The sequence below is a fragment of the Vibrio sp. 10N.261.54.E10 genome (genome assembly GCF_002877735.2).
GTDB classification, from domain to species: Bacteria; Pseudomonadota; Gammaproteobacteria; order Enterobacterales; family Vibrionaceae; genus Vibrio; species Vibrio crassostreae_C.
On sequence record NZ_MCXE02000002.1, the window covers coordinates 896,229 to 916,706 of the forward strand.

Here is a 20,478-nt window from a genome sequence, read left to right on the forward strand (position 1 = left end):
CCCACTCACACCGCCTCTCAACCATTCACTCCTTATAATTACCATTCGTCGCATTGGTAAAACTGCACGACAAATTCTAGTTAACCTTTCAACGTCAACATTTGAAAGGGATTAGAAATCATGACTACTTCACACTCATTTAATTCAGGCTCTACAACTTCTGTGCTTAAGCGTTCATTGCTGATTGCTCTTGTTTCGTTTGCACCGTCGTTAGCTTTAGCGAACCCGAGTTCAGACGTGCTCGATATCTACAACCAAGCGGCGCAAGGCAATGAAGACTTGGTTGAGGTGGCTTATGAACGCCTTAATGACACGCTGCAACAAGACGGCGCTACGCCACTGACTTTAGTTTATTTAGGAAGCACAGAAACCCTGATGGGGCGTGATGCGTTCTTACCTTGGAACAAGATGAAGTATGTGGAGAGAGGCTTATCAACCATTGATAAATCACTGGTGCTGCTGAAAGACGAAGACCAACCAATTCATGAACAACCCCGTGTTCAAGGGCTGCCAGATTCTTACCTAACTCGCGCAATGGCCGCCGTTACTTACACCTCTCTGCCAGACATGTTTAATCATTTCGATCGTGGTTATGACCTGTTCCTCTCGCTATTGGCTGAAGATGCTTTCCAGCAACAGCATTTCGCTGTGACATCGTGGATTTACCGTTATGCGATTGAGGCATCGATTCGTGCTGAAGACCTAACGCAAGCACAAGCGTGGCTAGAGCAAATGGAAACGGCCGATGCCGACAACATCGAAACGATGACTGCGAAGGCCCTAATAGCGAAAGCGAAATAAAGGGCATGGAAGCTAAACAGTTGGTTAGTAATCAGAGGAAAACGGGATGATTGAATTTAAAGATATCGGCAAAGCATATGTCACAGGCGGTCAACGTGTTGATGCATTAAACGGGGTCGATGGCCATATCCAGCGCGGTGAAATGGTGGCGTTGTGTGGCCCGTCGGGTTCTGGAAAAAGCACACTTTTGAATATTCTTGGTTTGTTGGATATGAGCTATCGAGGACAGATCAATATTGATGGCCAACCGTATCCGACAGAGCAAATCGCCGCTGCACGCTTTCGCCGTCAGTCGTTGGGTTTTGTATTTCAGCGCTTCAATCTGGTTCCAGTGATGACGGCACTTGAGAACGTGGCCTACCCATTGATGTTGAACCAATGTTCGAAACAAGAACAGCAGACCAGAGCACAAGAGATGTTGGAGCGTGTTGGGCTAGGCGAATATGTACATCATCGCCCAGACAATCTTTCAGGTGGCCAGCAACAACGTGTCGCGATAGCCAGAGCGCTGATCCACAACCCAAGCTTAGTGATTGCTGATGAGCCGACTGCAAGCCTAGACAGTCACACCGCCAACCTGGTGATCGACATTATGAAAGAGCTTGGCCACGAAATGGGCACGACTTTTATTGTCGCAACGCACGACCCAAGAATGGCGCAGCGTTGTGACCGAGTGATTGAACTTATCGATGGACAACTGGCGCCACAAGCTGCAACTACGGAGGCGATCTCATGGGCAAGTTAACACAAAGAATGAGCACTTTTTTGCTTCCTACCTCGGTGCGTTTGGCGTGGCTTAATTTATTGAGAAATGGTCGACGCAGTCTGCTCTCGGTATTGATCATCGCAATTGCCGTATTTGCGATGACCTCGGCCGGAGGTTATGGGCTTTACACCTATGAATCTTTGCGTGAATCGACCGCGCGCGATACTGGTCATCTTACTTTGAGTACGCCGGGATATTTTGAACAAGACGAAGACATGCCGCTGAGCAATGGTCTGGATAACGTTCAAGCGCTCACAAAGAGCATTATTGGCGACAGCGACGTGCGTGGTGTGCAGCCGCGAGTCTACTTTAGTGGCTTGGTGTCTAATGGCAGTAAGTCGACCATTTTTATGGGAACGGGCGTTAATGAGCGTGAGTTCGACATGAAAGGACCTTTCCTTGATGTGCGCAGTGGTCAAACCCTATCGGATGTGAAATCACCAAGATACGACAACCAAGAGCCACAAGTGATGCTGGGAACCGACCTTGCTCGTAACCTCAAAGTTGCGGTTGGTGATTGGGTTACACTGCTTGCGACTACTAGTGATGGCGCTTTGAATGCCTTTGATTTTAAGGTGCAGGGCATCTACTCGACAGGGGTGCCTGAGCTGGATAAGCGTCAGCTTTACGTACACATCACCACTGCTCAAGAGCTTTTGGCCTCAGACAAAGTGAGCACCTTGTCGGTATTCCTTTTTGAAACCAGCAAGACCTCGACCGTTCAACCGCGTATCCAAACTGCTTTAGATCGAAATAGCGCTAGCCAAAACGATCAAGGCACAGAGATCGAGATCACCCCATGGCAAGATCGCGCGTTTTTCTACACCAAGGTTAAAGAGCTTTACGACCGTATCTTCGGCATCATGGGTGCTGTGATGGCATTGGTGGTGTTCGTGTCGCTGTTTAACACCATGACCATGTCGGTGACCGAACGCACTCGTGAAATCGGCACCTTGTCAGCACTCGGCAGTTACCCCTCTGAAATCGTCGCGGGCTTCTTAAAAGAAGCGGGATTACTGGCGATGATTGGCAGTGCAATAGGCGCGTTAGTGAGTGGTTTGGTGTCGCTGTTATTGCTGGTGGTTGATATACAAATGCCGCCACCTCCGGGTCGAACCGAGGGCTACCCACTCAACATTTACTTCTCATTGGAATTGGTTGGTTACGCCACTTTGGGTGTGCTGACGATATGTTTGCTGGCTGCTTATTTCTCTGCTCGCAAAGGCGTAAATAAGCCAATCACGGAGGCGCTGGTTTATGTGTAAATTAACTCGTTCACTCACTGTTTTAGGTTCTGTATTGGTTTTGGTTCTAGCATCGACACCAAGCTGGGCAGTCGATTCACAACAAGTCACAGAGATGATCGCCAAGGCGGATAGCTATCGCTTGAACAGCGAACAGGCGTCTAAAGTGGTTTCTCTGGTGGCGCTATATCAAGACGAGCAACTAGACAAAACCCGCGAATACAACGTCTACACAAGACCAAACCGAGAGTCGCTGGTCGTGTTCAAGTCGGCGGTCGAGGCGGGTCAAAAGATGCTGATGATAGAGGACAACTATTGGTTACTGATGCCGAAATCGCGCCGACCTATCCGAATCACACCAATGCAGAAACTCTTGGGTGAAGCTTCGGTAGGGGACATTTCCACGCTCACTTGGAGCGAAGATTACCAAGGTAAGTGGGTTGCCGAGCAACAGGTTGAGAGGTCGACTGGCGAGACACTCGATACTTATCATCTAAAGCTAACGGCGAAAACCAAGGGTGCCAGCTATCAATCGATTGATCTGTGGTTAACGGCAGACCGAGCGTTTCCTGTTAAAGCGGATCTGTATCTGCGTTCAGGTAAGTTAGCCAAGCAAGCTTGGTTTACTGAAGGCGTGCGAGATGGCTTGCCAAGTGTAGTTTCGATGACTTTGCTCGATAAGATTCAACCAAGTAAGAAAACCGTGATTGAGTACCGCGGGGTAAGCGAACAAGCTTTAGCGGACAAATACTACAACCCTGCTTACTTATCACGTAATAGCGTGTCTGGGCTTTAGGTGGGTGCCATGAAAGCTTCTAGTCGTCGATTCCACATTAAGCCTTTAATCGCTAGCTTTCTTGCATTGTCTTGTGTGAGTAACACGACTCAAGCGGACGATCTGAGCCTAGCGTGGGACTGGCAACTGAGTGCTGAAGCCGTTGAATCGCGAGAGTCGCCATTTAGCCCTTTTGCATCTGATAATCGTCAGTCACTCAATGGTTTGTTGGATCTTGAAGTTGGATATGGCAATTGGCTTGGCCTGTTTGCCGTGAAAGCCAATGATATTTTGACTAATACTCCTCAAGACCAAGACGCGAGCTTTGAATCGGAATTCATTGCGCGCGAGCTGTTTTGGCAAGGTGGTGTTGAACTGTCTAATTCAGCGTTCGGTGATCACTACCTTGATGTGACACTCGGTAAGGTTCGCCTAGATTGGGGTGTTGGTTATGGCTACCGACCGTTAGACATTATCAAGCCTTACCGACAAAACCCTGTTGGCATTGTCGCAGAAGAGGGCGCCGGTGTGGCTTCAGCGTCACTGTTCGATATGACGGGCGAATGGACACTGCTTTACAGCGATTCGTCATGGACTTCCCAAGACGTAAATGAATTCGAAAAGCAGAATCAGCAACAAGGCTTTGGGATACGTCGTTACAATCTGGTTGGCGACCACGAATATCAGTGGGTCGCTTATTACGACGATGTACGCCATGGCTTACTTGGGGCGAGTTTAGTGTCGGTGTTGAATCTCGCTTGGGAGTTTCATGGCTCGGTGGTTTATCAGCGACAAAGCCTTGGCTACAGTCAGCCGGATTCAATGCTTAAACCGGTTTATCTTGAAGAGCAGGGCGAGGCTTATCAAGCGTTAGCAGGATTAACATGGGCCAATGACACGGGCCATAATGTGGTGCTGGAATACTGGTTTGATAGCCGTGCTTGGAGTCATTCTGAGTGGCAAAGCGCGATAGAAAGTGCAGAGTCTTTGTCGGTTAATCCGATGACATCTTCGTTGGTAGGTTCTTATGCTCAAGGTTATCAGCACGCCAATTTGGTTCAACACAACATCATGTTTCATTGGTCTCTGGATTCGACACATGGCTGGCTTGAAGATATCACGCCAACATTCGATGTCATGTTGTCTCCTCAAGATGGCGGTTTTATTGCGACTCAGTGGCTCAATTATCAGGCTTTAGATAATGGCAATTCATCGTTGGATTTGGAACTTGCTGCACGCTTTCTAGGTGGTAAAAGTGATTCTGCTTACGCCAGTTTACCCGATAGTCATATGATTCTCTTAAATATCAAAGGACGATTTTAATGGACACTTCTTCAAACAGTCGCTTTTCATGGATTAAAAGCTTCGCGTTCACTACGCTATTTTGCGTTCTTATTGCAATTACAACCAATACGATTTGGGGAGGCGGGTTTACGCTTAACTTGGCCATCAGCTTCGGCTTTGGCTACAGCGCAGTTGGCTCTTCGTTTGTGTTGGTTGAACTATTCAAAAGGAAATCAAAGGCATTTGATGTAGGGGTATCAATGGTGATTGCAATGACCCTTGGTACCTTGAATGCACACTATTGGTTGAACGGCTTTTTCGGCTCTAACCTTTCCGATCTTAAGTCTGTGATTCTGCTTGGTGTGATCTTTTGTTCGGTTTGCTATTACTATTTCTATACTCGGGAGCAGCAGTTACGTGCCGATAACGAATTGGAAGTGGCCAAGCGTCGTCAGGCCGACCAAGAAAAGGTGGTGGTGCTAAGCCAGCTTAAACAACTGCAAAGCCAAATTGAACCGCACTTCTTGTTCAACACGCTTGCGACCATCAATGTATTGATTGAGAGTGACAGCGCGAAAGCCAAGTTGATGCTCGAAAAACTGACTGACTTATTACGTGTAACTCTGAAAAACAGCCGCACCGAGCAATCGACCATCGCACAAGAGGTCGACTTGTTAGACGCTTATCTTAATATCCAAAAGATACGCTTGGGTGAGCGCTTAACGTTCTCGATTGAAATACACGAGATTAGCGATTTGCAGGTGATTCCACCGTTCTTGATTCAACCTTTGGTCGAGAACGCACTCACGCACGGCATCGAGCCCAAAGCCGCTGGTGGCCAAGTGAATATTCGTATTACTCAACAAGCACAGCAGCTAAAAATTGAAGTGGCTGATAATGGCGCTGGGTTGAAAACGCCTTCTGCGAATACGGGTCACGGTGTTGGGTTAAGCAATATTCGTCAAAGAATCGAAACCCTGTATGGTGATAAGGCGAGCCTAACGATTACTGAACACGCTGAAGGCGGGGTAGTCTCGACGATCTTGTTACCGTTGACTGAGGCAGCCGCCTAGAATTACAGATCAGAAAACACCGAACAGTGACGCAAAATAGACGATTTACAGTGTGAATTTAAAGGACTAACCATGAACAACCCAACAGTACAGCCGAGCGTAACGGCGATAATCGCAGACGATGAAGCACTGTTAAGGCACCACTTAGACAAGAGCCTTGCTGAGGTTTGGCCGGAGTTAGAAATCGTCAGTAAAGCACAAAACGGTTTGGAGGCGATGCAGAGTATTCAGCAGCTTAAGCCCGACGTGGCTTTTCTCGATATTCGTATGCCGGAACTGGATGGTATCTCTCTGGCGAAACAACTCAACAAGTTAGATTCACCGCCATTGATTGTGTTTATCACGGCTTATGACGAATACGCGGTCAAAGCTTTTGATCACAATGCGATGGACTACCTGCTTAAGCCAATCAATGAAGAGCGTTTACTGGCCACATGTCAGAAAGTGCAAGCGCGTCTGTCGAGCAATCAAACACAAACAGGTACCACGCCAGAACAGCCCTATATCACGGCGTTAATGGCTCAGCTTCAACAACTATCCCAGTCGACGTCACAGCAAACGCAGCCTCCTTATCTATCGCAGAAAAAGTATCTCACATGGCTCAAAGCCAGTGTAGGGGAAGACATTCACCTAATCGCCGTCGATGATGTCGCTTACTTCAAAGCAGAAGACAAGTACGTGTCTATATTTAAGAAGGGTCAAGGGGGATCGCTAGAGGAGTATATTCTTCGCGTGTCACTAAAAGAGTTGATAGCGCAACTCAATCCTGATGAGTTTTGGCAAATCCACCGTTCAGTGGTAGTGAAAGTTTCCGCCATTGATAAGGTGAAGAAAGGGCTCTCAGGTCAGATGTCGGCGTATGTGTCAGGGGAAAAGCTACCGATCAGCCGTGCCTCGCAAGCGTTGTTTAAGGGTATGTAGCGTACGAGCAAAAGGCGCGACATATCACCTTTATAATTGATTCATGTAATTTATAAATTAAACACTTTCATATTTATATCGAGTGACTCTAAAATTTTAGTCGTTTGATTTAATGGCGAATTATTACACTTTGGCGATCGGATATATTGAAGCAAAGCCCTTCAAAGAGATCGTTATGAAAGCATACTATTTAGTCGTCGTATTGAGCTCCACATTGCTAGGTTGCAGTTCTACTCCTCATCAACAAACGTTATTGAAATCCGATCCATATTGGGTCACAGGTGAATTAGATAACGGTTTAACCTACCACGTTTACCCTGACCGAGAACAACCAGTATCGGTACGCTTACTTGTGCATGCCGGCTCTTTTCAAGAGAGCGATCAACAAAAAGGTTATGCCCATTTTGTTGAGCACATGGCGTTTAATGGCAGCAACAATTTTTCAGGGAATGATGTAGTAGAGTTATTTGAGCAATCTGGTGCTAGCTTTGGCGCTGACTTAAATGCTTATACCTCTTATCAAGAAACCCTCTATAAGTTAGATCTACCCGACAACAAGAATCTAGATAAAGCGTTGGCATGGTTTAGAGATATTGGCGATGGTTTACTGCTGTCCGGCGCTGAGATCGAAAAAGAGAAAGGGGTGATATTAGGAGAATTTCGACACACACGAGTTGAAAATAAGCCTCTCTCATTTAAATTCTACGATCATATGGTTGAAGGCACGAATTACCAAACCAACGATCCCATTGGCAATAAAGAATCCGTTTCTAATGCGAATGTTCAAGAGTTAAATAACTATTACCAAACCTGGTATCAACCTCAGTTAGCCGAGGTGATTGTCTCTGGTGATATCACTCTGGCAGAAGTGATCCCTTTGATTGAAGAAACTTTCTCTGATTGGCAAAGAGGCACAACACCGGTTCCCGTGAAGAACACGTCAGCGGATTACAATACTCAAGATTTTGTGGCGTATGGAGCTGGGAGCGAGCCACCGAGCATCGGGATAGTGATTGAGCGTGGGCAAAGAGTGACACAGAGCCATGAGCAACAACATCAGCTTTGGCTAGATGATATTGCTCAACAACTCATCCAACAAAGGTTGAATTCAGATTTTGTTGACGCTGCATTGCCAGTGCAATGGGTTGCTTCGACTCCCTATTTCTTAGAGTACCAAAGGTATTCCATTACTACGGTTGGCTTTCCTATCGATAGTCGAGAGCAAAGCCAGCAGCAGTTTATTTCTACTCTCGCCTCATTGCGTGATTATGGTGTGAGCGAATATGAATTCACGAGTGTGATACAGCAATACCAAGCTAACCTTGATGACATTCAAGCTAACTGGGAGAGAATGGACGCAGTAGCTCATGCTGACGGTAAGTCGACGGCGCTGGTGATTAACCAAACGGTTCAATCACAGCTTGATTATAAGTCGAGCTTGAAAGAGTTTCTTTCGAGTACGGATCTAGAAGCCGTAAATGATAATTTAGATGATTTACTTTCTAGTCCATATATTTTGGGATTAGGTTTATCGTCTAAAGAAGACTTGCAGGCAATGAATAACGAGCTAAAAGATGTCAGAAAAGCCTATAAAAAGACAGGTAACAGACCATTGCTCGTTACTGCAAGCTCGGCGTTTAGTGTACCAGCGTCTCAAGGTGAAATTGTAAAACAAGTTCAGGTGAGTGACGATCCTAATTTGAAGCAATGGACACTAAGCAACGGCATTGAAGTTTTGTATCTCCGTAACTCTGAGGCTGGTAATAGTGTTGGGGTTTACTATGCAAGTGAGGGGGGGAAAGCGGCGCTGAGTCCTTCGCTGTTTCCTGCTGTAGAGATTGCTCTGCCAGCTTCGATTCGCAGTGGTGTTGGTAAATTTAGTGGTTCGGAGTTCACCGCTCACTTGAGACGCGAAGACATTGAAATCTACCCCTTTATCAACTTTACTCATCATGGTTTAGAAATAAGCGCCAAGAAAAAGACGCTTGCAGAGGGTTTAGCTGCGCTCCATACCATTGTAACCGAACCTAAAATAGACAGTGCCCAGCTTGAGGCTGTGAAGTCTGAATTTGCTCAAGATCGTACAGCATATTTAGAAACACCAGTTGGTCAGTTTATTCAGATGGTTAATCGCAATAGCTATCAAACAAGCAGCCGTCACATGATGCTTGAAAGTGACGATATTAAAGATGTCACGTCGCAAGATATACTAGACGTACAGCATCAACTCTTTCAAAAATTAAGAGACAATACATTGGTTATTGTTGCTGATATTAACCCCGCTGAAATTAAGCCTCTTGTGCGTCAATACGTTGCATCGTTGCCATTAGAAGCCGCTGTGTCTCCTGATTATCAGGTGGCTTATAGTCCTGATTCGAAAGAACGAATGGATATATCCGTCAATAATGAAGACAGCAGTCAGTATTTATTGCGTGTGATTTCCCAGCAAGCTCGGGATCAAACCGCAAAAGATGTGTTTATGGACGATATGCTTCAGCGCGTGTTGTCCAGCCGTTTAACGGCTTATGTTCGTGAAGAGTTAGGTTTGGATTATGCGCCTTATGTGTACTCGGTTGCACAAGACAGTGAGCCGAGTTATGACTGGTTAATCGGCTCTTTAACGGCTCCAGAAAACTCAGATAAAATTGAACAGGCGATTGATAAGGTCATTGCTGAAGCGGCAAAAGGGATTTCTGAAGATGAGACTCGGACGGCCGCTAAGCAGCTTGTAGCGGACCTTACTCCACTTAAATATAAGCCTACCGAACAAGCTTGGTTTATTTCTCGTTATTTGATTCATGACTATGGTTTTGAGGTGTTGTTCGACCTGCAGGGGACGGCAGACTCAATTTCTAGTCAAGACATGACAGAGTATGCGAAAGAAATTTTTGGTGATAACAGCTATCAGCTGAAGAATTTGTTAAGCCCACAAGGTTAGGTCTAGTTAGGTGAGTGGTTTTCTTGAAAGCCGCTTCTACTTTTTATATGTGGATTCACTTACAAGCCAAATGTTCAAGCATTTGGCTTTTTTTTATTGCACTGACAAGCGAGTCTAAAATCGATGTATTAGGCTCTTATCAAAACACCACTTTAAATGAGCACAGCGATCTTACATAACGATTGGTGATTTATAAAATAAAGATCCAGATCACAAAGATACTCATCAGGTTCAATATTAAATAATAATCGTTAGCTCAATCTGTATATTGTCGATGAATGACATTAAGAGGTTGTTATGAAAACATATTATTTAGCGACGGCTCTATGCCTCACCTTAGTTGGCTGTAGCTCAACATCAAAAACTACCGAAACGCCAATCCAGCCGGATCCTGCATGGACTTCAGGCCAACTAGAAAATGGCCTTACTTATCATGTTTATCCAGATCATGAAGAATCCGTATCTGTTCGTTTAGTCGTGCACGCCGGTTCGATTCAAGAGACTTCTCAACAAGAAGGCTACGCGCACTTCTTGGAACACATGGCATTCAATGGCAGTAAAAACTTCTCTCAGAACGATGTGATTCGTCTATTCGAAGACGCAGGCGCTAGCTTTGGTGCTGATATTAATGCCTACACTTCTTATGAAGAGACGGTCTACCAGTTAGATTTGCCAGATAACATCCAATTGCAGTCTGCTTTGACGTGGATGCGTGACATTGGTGATGGCCTGGATCTATCAAGTTCAGAAGTCGAAAAAGAAAAAGGCGTGGTTCTTGGTGAGTTCCGTATGGCTCGCCTCGATGATAAGTCATTCGGAGATATATATTATGATTACTTCGTTGAAGGCGGCCCGTACGAATCGCAAGATGCATTAGGGACTAAATCGTCGATCGTGAATGCTACTCCTCAAGGCATCACCAACTTTTATCAGACTTGGTATCAACCTCAAATAGTTGAGCTGGTCGTTTCTGGTGATGTGGACATCAAAACTGTGATTCCACTTATTGAAGAAAAGTTTTCTAGCTGGGAGCGTGGCGATACGCCGAGACCAGAGAAACAGAAAACGACCTCATTCAATGAAGATGATTATGTTGAGTACGCAGGAAGAGAAGCGCCAAGCATCACTCTGACGTTTAACCGCGGTTCAAATATAGTTGAAAATCATGCTCAGCAGAATCAACGCAGGTTAGATGAAACCGCTCAGCAATTGATTCAACGACGATTAGAAGCGGTGTTCAATGATGCCGCGTTCCCGACTCAATGGATTGCATCTGATAGTTATCGAATGGGCGCTTTTTACTATTCGTCAATAAGTGTTGGGTTTCCGGCTGGAGACCGTGAAGTTATCCAACAAGATCTGCTTTCTACATTGGCATCATTGCGTGATTTTGGTGTTTCGGAAACGGATATTGCTGGCGAACTGTACTACTACCAAGACTTGCTGGATAACATCGAGCATAACTGGGATAAAATGGACAGTGTTGAACACGCGAATTACAAAGTGAGTGCGTTAGTCAATGATCGAATAGTCCAATCACAGAAAGATTATCAAGCAAGCTTGGAAGCTTTCATCGCTAACTTGAGCCTTGAAGTGATTAACGACAACATCAAGAATCTACTTTCTGATGATTACTTTATTGTTATTGGGATGGATGACTCCGAAGACAGAACCGCGATCATCAACTCTCTCGATAGTTTAAAAGCCACGTATAGCGAGGCGGGAGTTGCGCCGCTTGCGATTGGAACAGCCAGCGCTTTTGCTGTACCTAGCTCGCAAGGCGAGGTTGTACTTGCTGAACAAATGTCTATTGACCCATACATCCAAAAGTGGACGTTAAGCAATGGCATCGACATGTGGTACCTGCGTGATTATGAGGCAGGTGATGATGTTGGGGTGATGTACATGAGCCTCGGCGGAAAAGCCGCTTTGGATCCGAGCTTGTACCCAGCTGTTGAGGTTGCGTTACCTACCTTCGCTCGAAGTGGTGTCGGTGAGTTTACGGGCTCTGAGCTTTTAGCGTACTTTGATCGTGAAAATATTAGCGCCGATTCTTTCATTGGTAATACTCGTCATGGTATTGAATTTAATATCAATAAAGACGGACTTAAAGATACGTTTGCTGCGCTTTATACCTTCATAACTGCGCCTAAAATTGTTCCCGAGCAGTTAGAGGCAGTGAAACAGGAGTTTGTACAAGGTCAAGAATCTTTCTTGAGCAGCCCTGTCGGTCAGTTTGAGCGCGCAAGAAACCAGAATATCTATCGTCAAGACAGTGGCCACCTCTTTGTTGATAAAGAACGTGTTGAAGCGGTTTCTGTGGAAGACGTCGCTAATCTTCATCAGCAATTGTTTGGTCAAATGAGGCATAACCAATTGGTGATCGTGGGTGACATCGACCCAAGTGAATTAAAGCCTTTGGTTGAGCAATACTTGGCTTCGATTCCATTAGAAAAAGCTGAGGTTCCTGAATTTAAGGTGGCTTACAAGCAGCCATCTGAATCACGCATTGATTTAGCGATCAACAATGTGAATAGTGCAGAGTACATCTTACGAGTCATCTCTGAACCTGAAGCCGAAACCGACCAAGGCGTAACGGCAAAAGATATCTTCACGGAAAACTTGCTAGAACGACTGCTGGCGGCTCGTTTAGATGCTTATATTCGTGAAGAGTTGAGCTTAGATTACTCGCCATATACGTATTCATCATCCGCAGATAGTGAGCTGAGTGGTGAGTGGGTTATCGGGGCGATGGTAGCGCCGGAGAACGTTGACCAAGTCGAAGTGGCGATCGATAAAGTGATTGCAGACCTTTTACAAGGAGTCTCTGAAAAGGAAATGCACGCAGTCGTGAAACAGTTTGAAGCGGACTTCACGCCTCTCGAGATGAGCTCTATTGACCAAGCATGGTACCTGTCTCGTTATTTACTTCATGGTTACGATATCGAAGCTTTGTCTCAAGTTGAGCGAGTGGCGAGGTCGATTACTGCGGAAGACATGAATCAACTTGTCCAACGCATCTTTGGTGAAGATAGCCGTAAGGTTAAGAACATCATGCGTCCTAAAGCCTAAAGCCTAAAGCCTAAAGCTTGAAACCAACAGAAAGAGACAACTCAAAGCCAAGCGAGCACCGTTTGGCTTTCTTGTTTTCCCACCATTCATAACGTCTATGCCTCACCTGTTGTTAAGCCGTTTTAGATCTATGTAAATCTAAATTGCGAGGGTGCTTAATCGGTTGCATCGAATCATTTTCTAAAAAAATGTTTTAAATCAAGACAGCGTTTCATTTGTATTGTAGATTGACGATCTACGAGAATGTTGTTTGGATATTAGATTGCTTAAACTGGGTACCCGATTAGTCTTAATGTTGTTTTTACTGAGCTTTGGCTTTGTGAATTCTAACGGCTATTCGTTGCCTTCTAAGCCATTTCAAATATACTCGGCTCAAGAGCAATCTTCACAAAATGATCTTTGTAAACAAGCTGATACAGATAATCCGTCGAGCTACTTAGAGTGCGATAAGGCTCAGTTTGGCACAGTACCTTCTGGTGACAGTTCCAACTATCACGACACCGAATCAAGCCTTCAAGCAGCAAACTTCAGACGTATGCTCAGTAATGAGCAAGAAAGCGTGGCCGATCTTGAGCCTGCTTATCACCTACTGATCGACTTCTCTCCCCCTTCATTACTGGCTTCTCTGCTTTTCAACACACCATTGTTGGATTCCAAGCAGCACTGGACCAGCATTGTGAGTTCTCCGTCCTCCCGGCTTGCTGGGTGGAAAGAGGGCAACATCCAATACTCGCATTTCCGAGAACTTCTTAGCTAATCGTTTGACCCTAAATTGGTCGTATCGATGGTCACTTGTGCCCGTTGAACTCGCCAGTTAATCAAAAAAAACATAGCGACATCAGCTTTAGCATCACTATCTTTCAATCAGCTTGTTCTGGTCGTGATTAGCCATCGCTCGTGTTCGCAAAATATTAGACATACCAATCGTAGTAAATAACTGGTCACCCTAGCTGGTTAAAATGCTCGATCACTGCTTTTTTCTGGTGCTATTTTTGAGCACGTATTTACGGTGATTGGTAGAAAGAAGAGATCTTGACTGTGAAAAAACGCATTCAAAGAAAACAAATTAACCACTACTCAAAGTGGAAATACGTGGTGCTTATCGCCACCATCATCATCATGGTTCTGAGTGCTTTACCTTCTTGGTATGGCGAAAATGCATCGGTTCAAATTAACAATCGTTCCGAACAGACCATCGATGCGAGTCAAATTACCCAATACCTTGCGAGCGAAGGCATCCAAGCTAAATCGGCATTTCAAAAAGACCAACGTTTAGTCGTGATCTTGGAAGACGCAGAACAACAAGCGAAGGCTAAAGAGGTGCTGAATGAGCGCCTATTGGATAACGCGACGGTTGCGCTAGCGATGGAGCCAGCAGCACCGAAATGGTTGACTGACATGGGCTTCGCACCGATTCAGCTAGGCCTTGACTTACGTGGTGGTGTGCAGTTCCTGTTAGAAGTGGACATGGAACCGGTTTACCACGCCCAAGCGCAATCTGTGGTCGATGAAATCACCAGCCAAGTGCGTTATGCACGCGGTAAAGTGGTGAATAACCAAGTTGAATTTAACTTCCGTACTGATGCCGATTTCGAGAAAGCACAAAAACTGATTCGTGAAGAGTTCCCACAATGGCAACGTGACCGTTCAGATAAATCGCTAACGTTAACTCAGTCTGAAGAAGAACAAAGAACGCTACGCAACCTAACGGTTCAACAAAACCTACAGATCATGCGCAGCCGTATTGAAGAGCTAGGCATCACTGAGGCATCGATTCAACGCCAAGGAGAAAGCCGTATCCGTATCGAATTACCGGGTGTACAAGACCCTGCAGCTGCGAAAGACGTGATTGGTGCTACGGCTTCATTAGCGTTCTACTCTGTGTACGACAACGCAACGCACAATACTCAAACTCTGAAAGATTCAGATGGTAATCGTGTCGTGGTTGCTCGCAAAGCAGTGCTGAGCGGTGAACACATTATCGATGCACGCAGTGGCATTGGTGAGATGGGCAGTGCAGAAGTAAACATTACGCTGGATTCTTCTGGTGGTAAGAAAATGTCTGAGTTTTCTCGCCATAACATCGGCAAGCCAATGGCGACCGTTTACAGCGAATACAGCCGTGATAGAGCCGGTAACAGCGAAAAAACCAGTGAAGTGATCAGTGTGGCGAACATCCAATCTCAACTGGGTAGCCGTTTCAGAATCACAGGTGCAGGCAGCATGGCAGAAGCACAAGAGCTTGCTCTACTGTTACGTGCAGGTTCATTAACAGCGCCTGTTACCATCATTGAAGAGCGCACCATTGGCCCATCTCTGGGGGCTGAAAACGTAACGAATGGCTTTGCTGCTTTGGCTCTTGGCCTTGGTCTTACTCTAACGTTTATGGCGCTATGGTACCGCCGCCTTGGTTGGGTCGCGAACTGTGCATTGGTGGTTAACATGACCACATTATTTGGTTTGATTGCGCTGCTACCGGGTGCGGTGTTAACTCTGCCGGGTATTGCGGGTCTAGTACTGACCGTTGGTATGGCGGTGGACACCAACGTGCTTATCTTCGAGCGTATTCGAGACAAGATGAAAGAAGGGCGCAGCTTTGCTAGCTCTATCGACCGTGGTTTCGATAGCGCATTCTCGTCAATTTTCGATGCTAACGTCACTACCATGATCGTTGCTGTGGCTCTATATACCATTGGTAATGGACCGATTCAGGGCTTCGCTCTGACACTGGGCTTAGGTCTTCTAACCAGTATGTTTACGGGCATTTTTGCTTCACGAGCGATCATCAATTTGGTTTGGGGGCGAGACCAACGCCACGATGTAAGGATTTAAGCATGAGTACTTCAAAAATGACTATTTCAGACCGCTATTTTTCAAATAGCTATATTTCGGATAAGAATATGACTCGCCTTCGTAAGGTGATGTCTGCGATATCTATTGTGCTGTTCATGAGCTCTGTGATGCTGGTGGCGGTGAAAGGTTTTAACTGGGGCTTGGACTTCACAGGTGGTGTGGTTGCCGAGGTTCAGCTCTCTGATCAAGTCACCAAAGATGCGTTAAAAACAAAACTTGATACAGCTTTCCAACAAGACGTGCAAGTGGTTGGTATGGCAGAACAGGATCGCTGGACAATCCGTTATAGCCAACTGACAGACGCTCCACAGCCAAACCTAGTGGATGCTTTGTCTTCTGTTAGCGACCAAGTAAAAGTGCTTAACAGCAGCGTGGTTGGCCCTCAAGTTGGTCAAGACATGGTTGACCAAGGTGGCTTAGCGGTATTGGTGTGTTTCCTAATGATCATGCTGTACCTGAGTGTACGTTTTGAATGGCGTTTAGCACTCGGCGCCCTAGCCGCAATCATCTATGACGTGACGCTTATCTTGGGTCTGTTCGCTTTTACTCAGTTCGAGTTCAACCTGACTGTGTTAGCGGCTGTGTTGGCGATTTTAGGTTATTCATTGAATGACTCGATCATCATTGCCGACCGTGTTCGTGAAATGCTGCGTGGTAATCCAAATGGTGACACTGATAACCTGCTTAACGAATCGGTTAAAGCGACCTTCTCACGCACCATGGTGACCTCAGGTACAACCCTAATCACCGTATCTGCGCTTTGGCTACTTGGTGGCGCTGCGCTGCAAGGTTTCGCGATTGCACTGGTTGTAGGTATTGTCAGCGGTACGTGGTCTTCAGTTTCAGTAGGTATCACACTGCCTAAGTTACTTGGTCTACAGCCTTGTCACTACCAAGTGAAAGCGCCGGTAGAAGTTGAGGGTGAGTACCCTTAGTCAAGCTAAGCTAGCTTATGCACGGTAGGCCGATTTACTTACGCTATTAACCGAAACCAATAATGAAAGCCCCTGAACTCACTTAGCCCCCTAAGTAAGCTCAGGGGCTTTATTTTTTTATAAGAGTCAACTGGTTAGAGAAAAGTGAGCCTATTTCAAAAAACGATGGATTGAGCAGGCAAGCCCTCATGATATGAAGTATGTTTAGATGACGTTAGTAGAAATGAGGCAAGGGAATGAAATATCGACATCAATGTCATGTAGGCGACCATGGTGATGCACTGAAGCATCCAGTATTGAGTGCACTTGTTCAGTCATTAATGCAGCAGCATTCACGCCTCAATGTTATCGACACGCACTCAGGTACAGGGTGTTATGACCTCACCACCGCACCAAGTAATCACGCCGGTGAGTTTGCTGAAGGGGTCGGGTACTTGTGGCGCAATAAGGCTTATCTTCCTCCGGCATTCGCTTCTTTTATGTCGGTACTGGAATACTACAATCCGAATCAACTTATCTCTTTGTATCCGGGTTCTGCCGCCATCACTTACCAACAAGGTCGCAGCCAAGATAGTTTCTATTTTTCAGACATTCAGCAAGATGAAGCTGATTTACTGCAAACCAATATTGAGAAGTTACAATGTAACCTAGATATTTCAAGCAAGCTTACGATTAGCGCAGGTGATGGGCTTAAAGCGTTACCTGATGACGTTGCTAAACATGACAACCACCATCTGATTGTTATCGACCCACCCTATGAAACCGATTCAGAATATCTCGCGGTGATTGATGCCTTGGTTAAGGCGTATCAGCAATCTGAGAAGGTATCTGCACTAATTTGGTACCCGCTCTACACGGATGACAAGAGCTCACTGATTTTGAACCATTGTGTGACCGCAGTGAAAGATGGTTTGCTGCCAAGTCCGATTAAGTCGGAGCTTCGCCTTCGAGATCCTAAGGGTGATGATCGCCTGATCGGTAGTGGTTTACTGTTGTTCAATCCTCCCCAAGGCATTGCGGGAACGGTCGCGGATACGCTTGATTATTTACACAGCCAACTCGCGACTAATGGTGAAGGGTATTGGCAAATGAGAAGTCTATAAATATGATTTCTATGGATTTTATGATGATTTTCTAGACGTCGTTCACTAAATCACTGTTATTTATGTGGTTTAAATTGACCAAACGCTAACTTTTATCGATTGATTAATTGCAGTGAATCATTTAAAAATAGAATATCAATGCGCACAAGTGCATAATGGCTCATAAGTTAAATAATTAATCTTAAGATTAAACTAGATTGTGGTTTACCCCCTAAACTGCATAAGGCTCGCACTAGTCATGCGAGCCTTTCTTTTGCCTGAAGGAAATGTTTCTAGTGGTTAGAAACCATCACCTCCTCCAAATTCACTACAACGCTGGATAATCGATGTAGCCTTTTTCGTTGCCGCCGAACAGAGTGGCGCCATCGAGATCGGATAGTTCGCTGCCGTTTTGTAGGCGTGAAACTAGATCTGGGTTAGCAACGAATGGGCGACCAAATGCGACGAGATCGGCGTAGCCTTTGCTTAGTACTTCTTCGGCGCGTTGTGGTGTGTAGCTGCCGGCAACGATGATGGTGTTGGAGAATTGCTCCCTTAGCTCTATTCGGAAGCTTTCAGGGATAACCGGTGCATCATCCCAGTCGGCTTCTGATAGGTGCAGGTAAGCGATGTCTCGATCTTGAAGTGCCTTCGATGCCTCTAAAATCGTTGGTACGATATCTGGGCAGTTCATGTCTTTGAAGGTGATGAATGGGGCTAAACGTACGCCCACTTTGTCAGCACCAATCGCTTCAATTACCGCATCCACGACTTCAATTAGAAAGCGAAGTCGGTTCTCACGACTGCCACCATAGTTGTCGGTGCGCTTATTTGAATTGGTTCTTAGGAATTGATCGATGAGGTAGCCATTACCACCGTGGATTTCCACTCCGTTGAACCCTGCCTCGACAGCTTTTTTCGCTGAGTTAGCAAAATCTTGAACAACACGATCGATGTCTGCTTGGGTCATCTCTCTTGGTTGGATGCAATCCACCATGTTGCCGTTACCATTCTCATCAGAGATCCAAACCTGCGTTTCTATTGGAGCTAATGCAGAAGGTGCAATCGGTAACTCGCCTTTTTGAAAGGTAGGGTGTGATACTCGGCCTACATGCCATAGCTGGCAGAATATCGCGGCACCTTGTGCTTTTGCTGCTGTTGTTACTGACTTCCAACCTTCGATTTGTGCATCGGTATAAACGCCGGGTGTGAATGAGTAACCTTGAGAGTCATCAGAGATCTGCGTTGCTTCCGTGATGATCAGCCCTGCACTTGCGCGTTGTTGGTAATAGGTTGCCATCATGTCGTTTGGCACGTTTCCAGGTTGGCTAGTACGAGCGCGTGTCATGGGTGCCATAACCACGCGGTTTTGTAGTGCTAGGCCTTTCAGTTCTGATGCTTCGAATAATTTGTTCATGGTTTCTACCTTGTTTTAATGCTGTGATCTTTCGTTTTTTATTGGGGCGATAAGTCGCGTTATTTGCTTTCTGCTGGGCTGAAAATAGAGTTGCTCTGTGGCTTTTCAGATCGGTTGGCTTTTGCAATAAGCAACAAACCAATCACTGGGACAACAACGGCTGCGAACGGAATCATTCCTGCGCCTAGTTGGCTGTCGAGTACCATGCCGCCAAGGAATCCACCAAAGGCATTGGCTAAGTTAAACGCTGAGATATTCGCAGTTGCTGCTAGCTCTTGCCCTTCGCCACCGTGGTTCATTACTCGAAGTTGCATGGCAGGGACGTTCGCAAATGATGCAATACCAAAGATAAATGCAGCTGCAACGAATAGGATTTTGTTGTCTACCACAAGGCCAACCACCACCAATGACACGATCATTGCGACAGCCCAAAACATTGAAGCTTTGCCTAGGTTTTTATCTGAAGAGCGTCCGCCCAAGGTGTTACCGATGATTAAGCCAACACCTACAATCACTAAGATCCAAGTCACTGATTCTTGACTGTAACCCGTGATGTGCATGGCGATTGGCGCAAGGTAACCGTAAAGCGTCATGAAGCCAGACCAAGCAAAAGCGGTGATTGCTAAGCTGATCAGTAACATTGGATTTTTGAACGCTAGAAGCTGAGTTTTGATGTCTTTCGCTTCACTGTGACCTGTCGATTTAATCGATATCAAAATGGCAAGCATCGCGATAGTGCCAAGTGCTGCCACGGTAAAGAAAGTAGTGTGCCAGCCGAATTGCAAGCTGACCCATGTACCAGCTGGAACGCCAAGAACGTTAGCGAGTGTTAAGCCTGCGAACATTTGGCCAACGGCACGACCTGCCATTTTTTCAGACACTAAGTTGGTTGCAACAACCGCACCGATACCATAAAAAGGGCCTTGCACTAAGCCTGCGATAACACGGCTGGCAAGTAGAAGTGGGTAGCTAGGAGCAAGGGCTGATAAGACATTACCGATGATGAACAGTGCCATTAAGCCAATCAGTACCATCTTCTTGTTAAAACGTGCGAGGTAGATGGTTAAGATCGGGCCACCAATAACGATAGCCAATGCGTAAGCACTGATTAGGTATCCGGCTTGACCTTCGGTGATCGAAAGGGATGTGGCAATTTGTGGAAGGATGCCTGCAATAACAAACTCAGCGGTGCCGATGGCAAAAGCTGCGAGTGTCAGTATCCAAACTTGGAATGGGATCTTTTCTTTATGGATCGCTTCTGATTTCATAGTGAAGTACCTGTGTTAATTCTTGTTTGTTAGGACGTGAGATACACGC

The 20,478-nt window shown here is 45.8% G+C and carries 15 protein-coding genes; 13 read left to right on the plus strand and 2 right to left on the minus strand.

The annotated features are described in order from the left end of the window. The first annotated feature begins 120 nt into the window (after positions 1–120). The 13 genes from BCU07_RS15125 to rlmJ all read left to right on the plus strand — a co-directional run bounded on the left by BCU07_RS15125 (position 121) and on the right by rlmJ (position 17,765). Entirely contained in the window at positions 121–801 is a 681-nt protein-coding gene (locus tag BCU07_RS15125; RefSeq protein WP_017065104.1) for a hypothetical protein, read from the plus strand. 46 nt (positions 802–847) lie between these two features. Beyond that, positions 848–1,546 (plus strand): ABC transporter ATP-binding protein, encoded by a 699-nt coding sequence (locus tag BCU07_RS15130; protein WP_102428113.1) that lies wholly within the window; start codon positions 848–850, stop codon positions 1,544–1,546. Next, positions 1,534–2,832: an ABC transporter permease gene (locus tag BCU07_RS15135; protein WP_102428114.1), complete on the plus strand. Its 1,299-nt coding sequence runs from the start codon at positions 1,534–1,536 to the stop codon at positions 2,830–2,832. Before BCU07_RS15130 ends, BCU07_RS15135 begins: the two co-directional genes overlap by 13 nt. After that, a complete protein-coding gene (locus BCU07_RS15140) occupies positions 2,825–3,607 on the plus strand; it encodes an outer membrane lipoprotein-sorting protein (protein WP_102428115.1) in 783 nt (260 codons plus the stop codon). The genes BCU07_RS15135 and BCU07_RS15140 overlap by 8 nt, the downstream gene beginning before the upstream one ends. A gap of 9 nt (positions 3,608–3,616) precedes the next feature. Beyond that, positions 3,617–4,909, plus strand: a complete 1,293-nt coding sequence (locus tag BCU07_RS15145) for a hypothetical protein (RefSeq protein ID WP_017066909.1) — start codon at positions 3,617–3,619, stop codon at positions 4,907–4,909. Continuing rightward, complete coding sequence (locus BCU07_RS15150) at positions 4,909–5,943, plus strand: sensor histidine kinase (protein ID WP_102428116.1); 1,035 nt, start codon at positions 4,909–4,911, stop codon at positions 5,941–5,943. Before BCU07_RS15145 ends, BCU07_RS15150 begins: the two co-directional genes overlap by 1 nt. 72 nt (positions 5,944–6,015) lie before the next feature. Continuing rightward, positions 6,016–6,864 carry a LytR/AlgR family response regulator transcription factor gene (locus BCU07_RS15155; RefSeq protein WP_102428117.1) on the plus strand — a complete coding sequence of 283 codons (849 nt, stop codon included), beginning with the start codon at positions 6,016–6,018 and terminating at the stop codon, positions 6,862–6,864. 175 nt (positions 6,865–7,039) lie between these two features. Further along, positions 7,040–9,802 (plus strand): M16 family metallopeptidase, encoded by a 2,763-nt coding sequence (locus BCU07_RS15160; RefSeq protein ID WP_102428174.1) that lies wholly within the window; start codon positions 7,040–7,042, stop codon positions 9,800–9,802. Between the two features lie 297 nt (positions 9,803–10,099). Next, on the plus strand, positions 10,100–12,874 hold the full coding sequence (locus tag BCU07_RS15165; protein ID WP_102428118.1) for a M16 family metallopeptidase: 2,775 nt from the start codon (positions 10,100–10,102) through the stop codon (positions 12,872–12,874). Between the two features lie 292 nt (positions 12,875–13,166). Further along, positions 13,167–13,631 (plus strand): hypothetical protein, encoded by a 465-nt coding sequence (locus BCU07_RS15170; protein ID WP_102428119.1) that lies wholly within the window; start codon positions 13,167–13,169, stop codon positions 13,629–13,631. 275 nt (positions 13,632–13,906) lie between these two features. Beyond that, positions 13,907–15,706: a protein translocase subunit SecD gene (gene secD / locus BCU07_RS15175; protein ID WP_102428120.1), complete on the plus strand. Its 1,800-nt coding sequence runs from the start codon at positions 13,907–13,909 to the stop codon at positions 15,704–15,706. Positions 15,707–15,708: 2 nt separating this feature from the next. Further along, positions 15,709–16,662, plus strand: a complete 954-nt coding sequence (gene secF, locus BCU07_RS15180) for a protein translocase subunit SecF (RefSeq protein ID WP_017061264.1) — start codon at positions 15,709–15,711, stop codon at positions 16,660–16,662. A gap of 236 nt (positions 16,663–16,898) precedes the next feature. Next, on the plus strand, positions 16,899–17,765 hold the full coding sequence (rlmJ, locus tag BCU07_RS15185) for a 23S rRNA (adenine(2030)-N(6))-methyltransferase RlmJ (RefSeq protein ID WP_102428121.1): 867 nt from the start codon (positions 16,899–16,901) through the stop codon (positions 17,763–17,765). A 307-nt stretch (positions 17,766–18,072) separates the two neighbouring features. On the opposite strand, the gene BCU07_RS15190 is transcribed toward rlmJ, so the two are convergent. Further along, complete coding sequence (locus BCU07_RS15190) at positions 18,073–19,161, minus strand: alkene reductase (protein ID WP_102428122.1); 1,089 nt, start codon at positions 19,159–19,161, stop codon at positions 18,073–18,075. Positions 19,162–19,220: 59 nt separating this feature from the next. After that, the gene (locus BCU07_RS15195) at positions 19,221–20,429 is read right to left on the minus strand and encodes an MFS transporter (RefSeq protein ID WP_102428123.1); all 1,209 of its coding nucleotides are present in this window, start codon (positions 20,427–20,429) and stop codon (positions 19,221–19,223) included. Positions 20,430–20,478: the final 49 nt, after the last annotated feature.

What these genes read in the sequence shown, in the direction of transcription:
- BCU07_RS15190 (WP_102428122.1), bottom strand. Translation starts at nt 19,161, where the DNA reads ATGAACAAATTATTCGAAGCATCAGAACTGAAAGGCCTAGCACTACAA.
- BCU07_RS15170 (WP_102428119.1), top strand. Translation starts at nt 13,167, where the DNA reads ATGTTGTTTTTACTGAGCTTTGGCTTTGTGAATTCTAACGGCTATTCG.
- BCU07_RS15195 (WP_102428123.1), bottom strand. Translation starts at nt 20,429, where the DNA reads ATGAAATCAGAAGCGATCCATAAAGAAAAGATCCCATTCCAAGTTTGG.
- secF (WP_017061264.1), top strand. Translation starts at nt 15,709, where the DNA reads ATGAGTACTTCAAAAATGACTATTTCAGACCGCTATTTTTCAAATAGC.
- BCU07_RS15165 (WP_102428118.1), top strand. Translation starts at nt 10,100, where the DNA reads ATGAAAACATATTATTTAGCGACGGCTCTATGCCTCACCTTAGTTGGC.
- BCU07_RS15140 (WP_102428115.1), top strand. Translation starts at nt 2,825, where the DNA reads ATGTGTAAATTAACTCGTTCACTCACTGTTTTAGGTTCTGTATTGGTT.
- BCU07_RS15160 (WP_102428174.1), top strand. Translation starts at nt 7,040, where the DNA reads ATGAAAGCATACTATTTAGTCGTCGTATTGAGCTCCACATTGCTAGGT.
- BCU07_RS15145 (WP_017066909.1), top strand. Translation starts at nt 3,617, where the DNA reads ATGAAAGCTTCTAGTCGTCGATTCCACATTAAGCCTTTAATCGCTAGC.
- BCU07_RS15150 (WP_102428116.1), top strand. Translation starts at nt 4,909, where the DNA reads ATGGACACTTCTTCAAACAGTCGCTTTTCATGGATTAAAAGCTTCGCG.
- BCU07_RS15125 (WP_017065104.1), top strand. Translation starts at nt 121, where the DNA reads ATGACTACTTCACACTCATTTAATTCAGGCTCTACAACTTCTGTGCTT.
- rlmJ (WP_102428121.1), top strand. Translation starts at nt 16,899, where the DNA reads ATGAAATATCGACATCAATGTCATGTAGGCGACCATGGTGATGCACTG.
- BCU07_RS15135 (WP_102428114.1), top strand. Translation starts at nt 1,534, where the DNA reads ATGGGCAAGTTAACACAAAGAATGAGCACTTTTTTGCTTCCTACCTCG.
- BCU07_RS15155 (WP_102428117.1), top strand. Translation starts at nt 6,016, where the DNA reads ATGAACAACCCAACAGTACAGCCGAGCGTAACGGCGATAATCGCAGAC.
- BCU07_RS15130 (WP_102428113.1), top strand. Translation starts at nt 848, where the DNA reads ATGATTGAATTTAAAGATATCGGCAAAGCATATGTCACAGGCGGTCAA.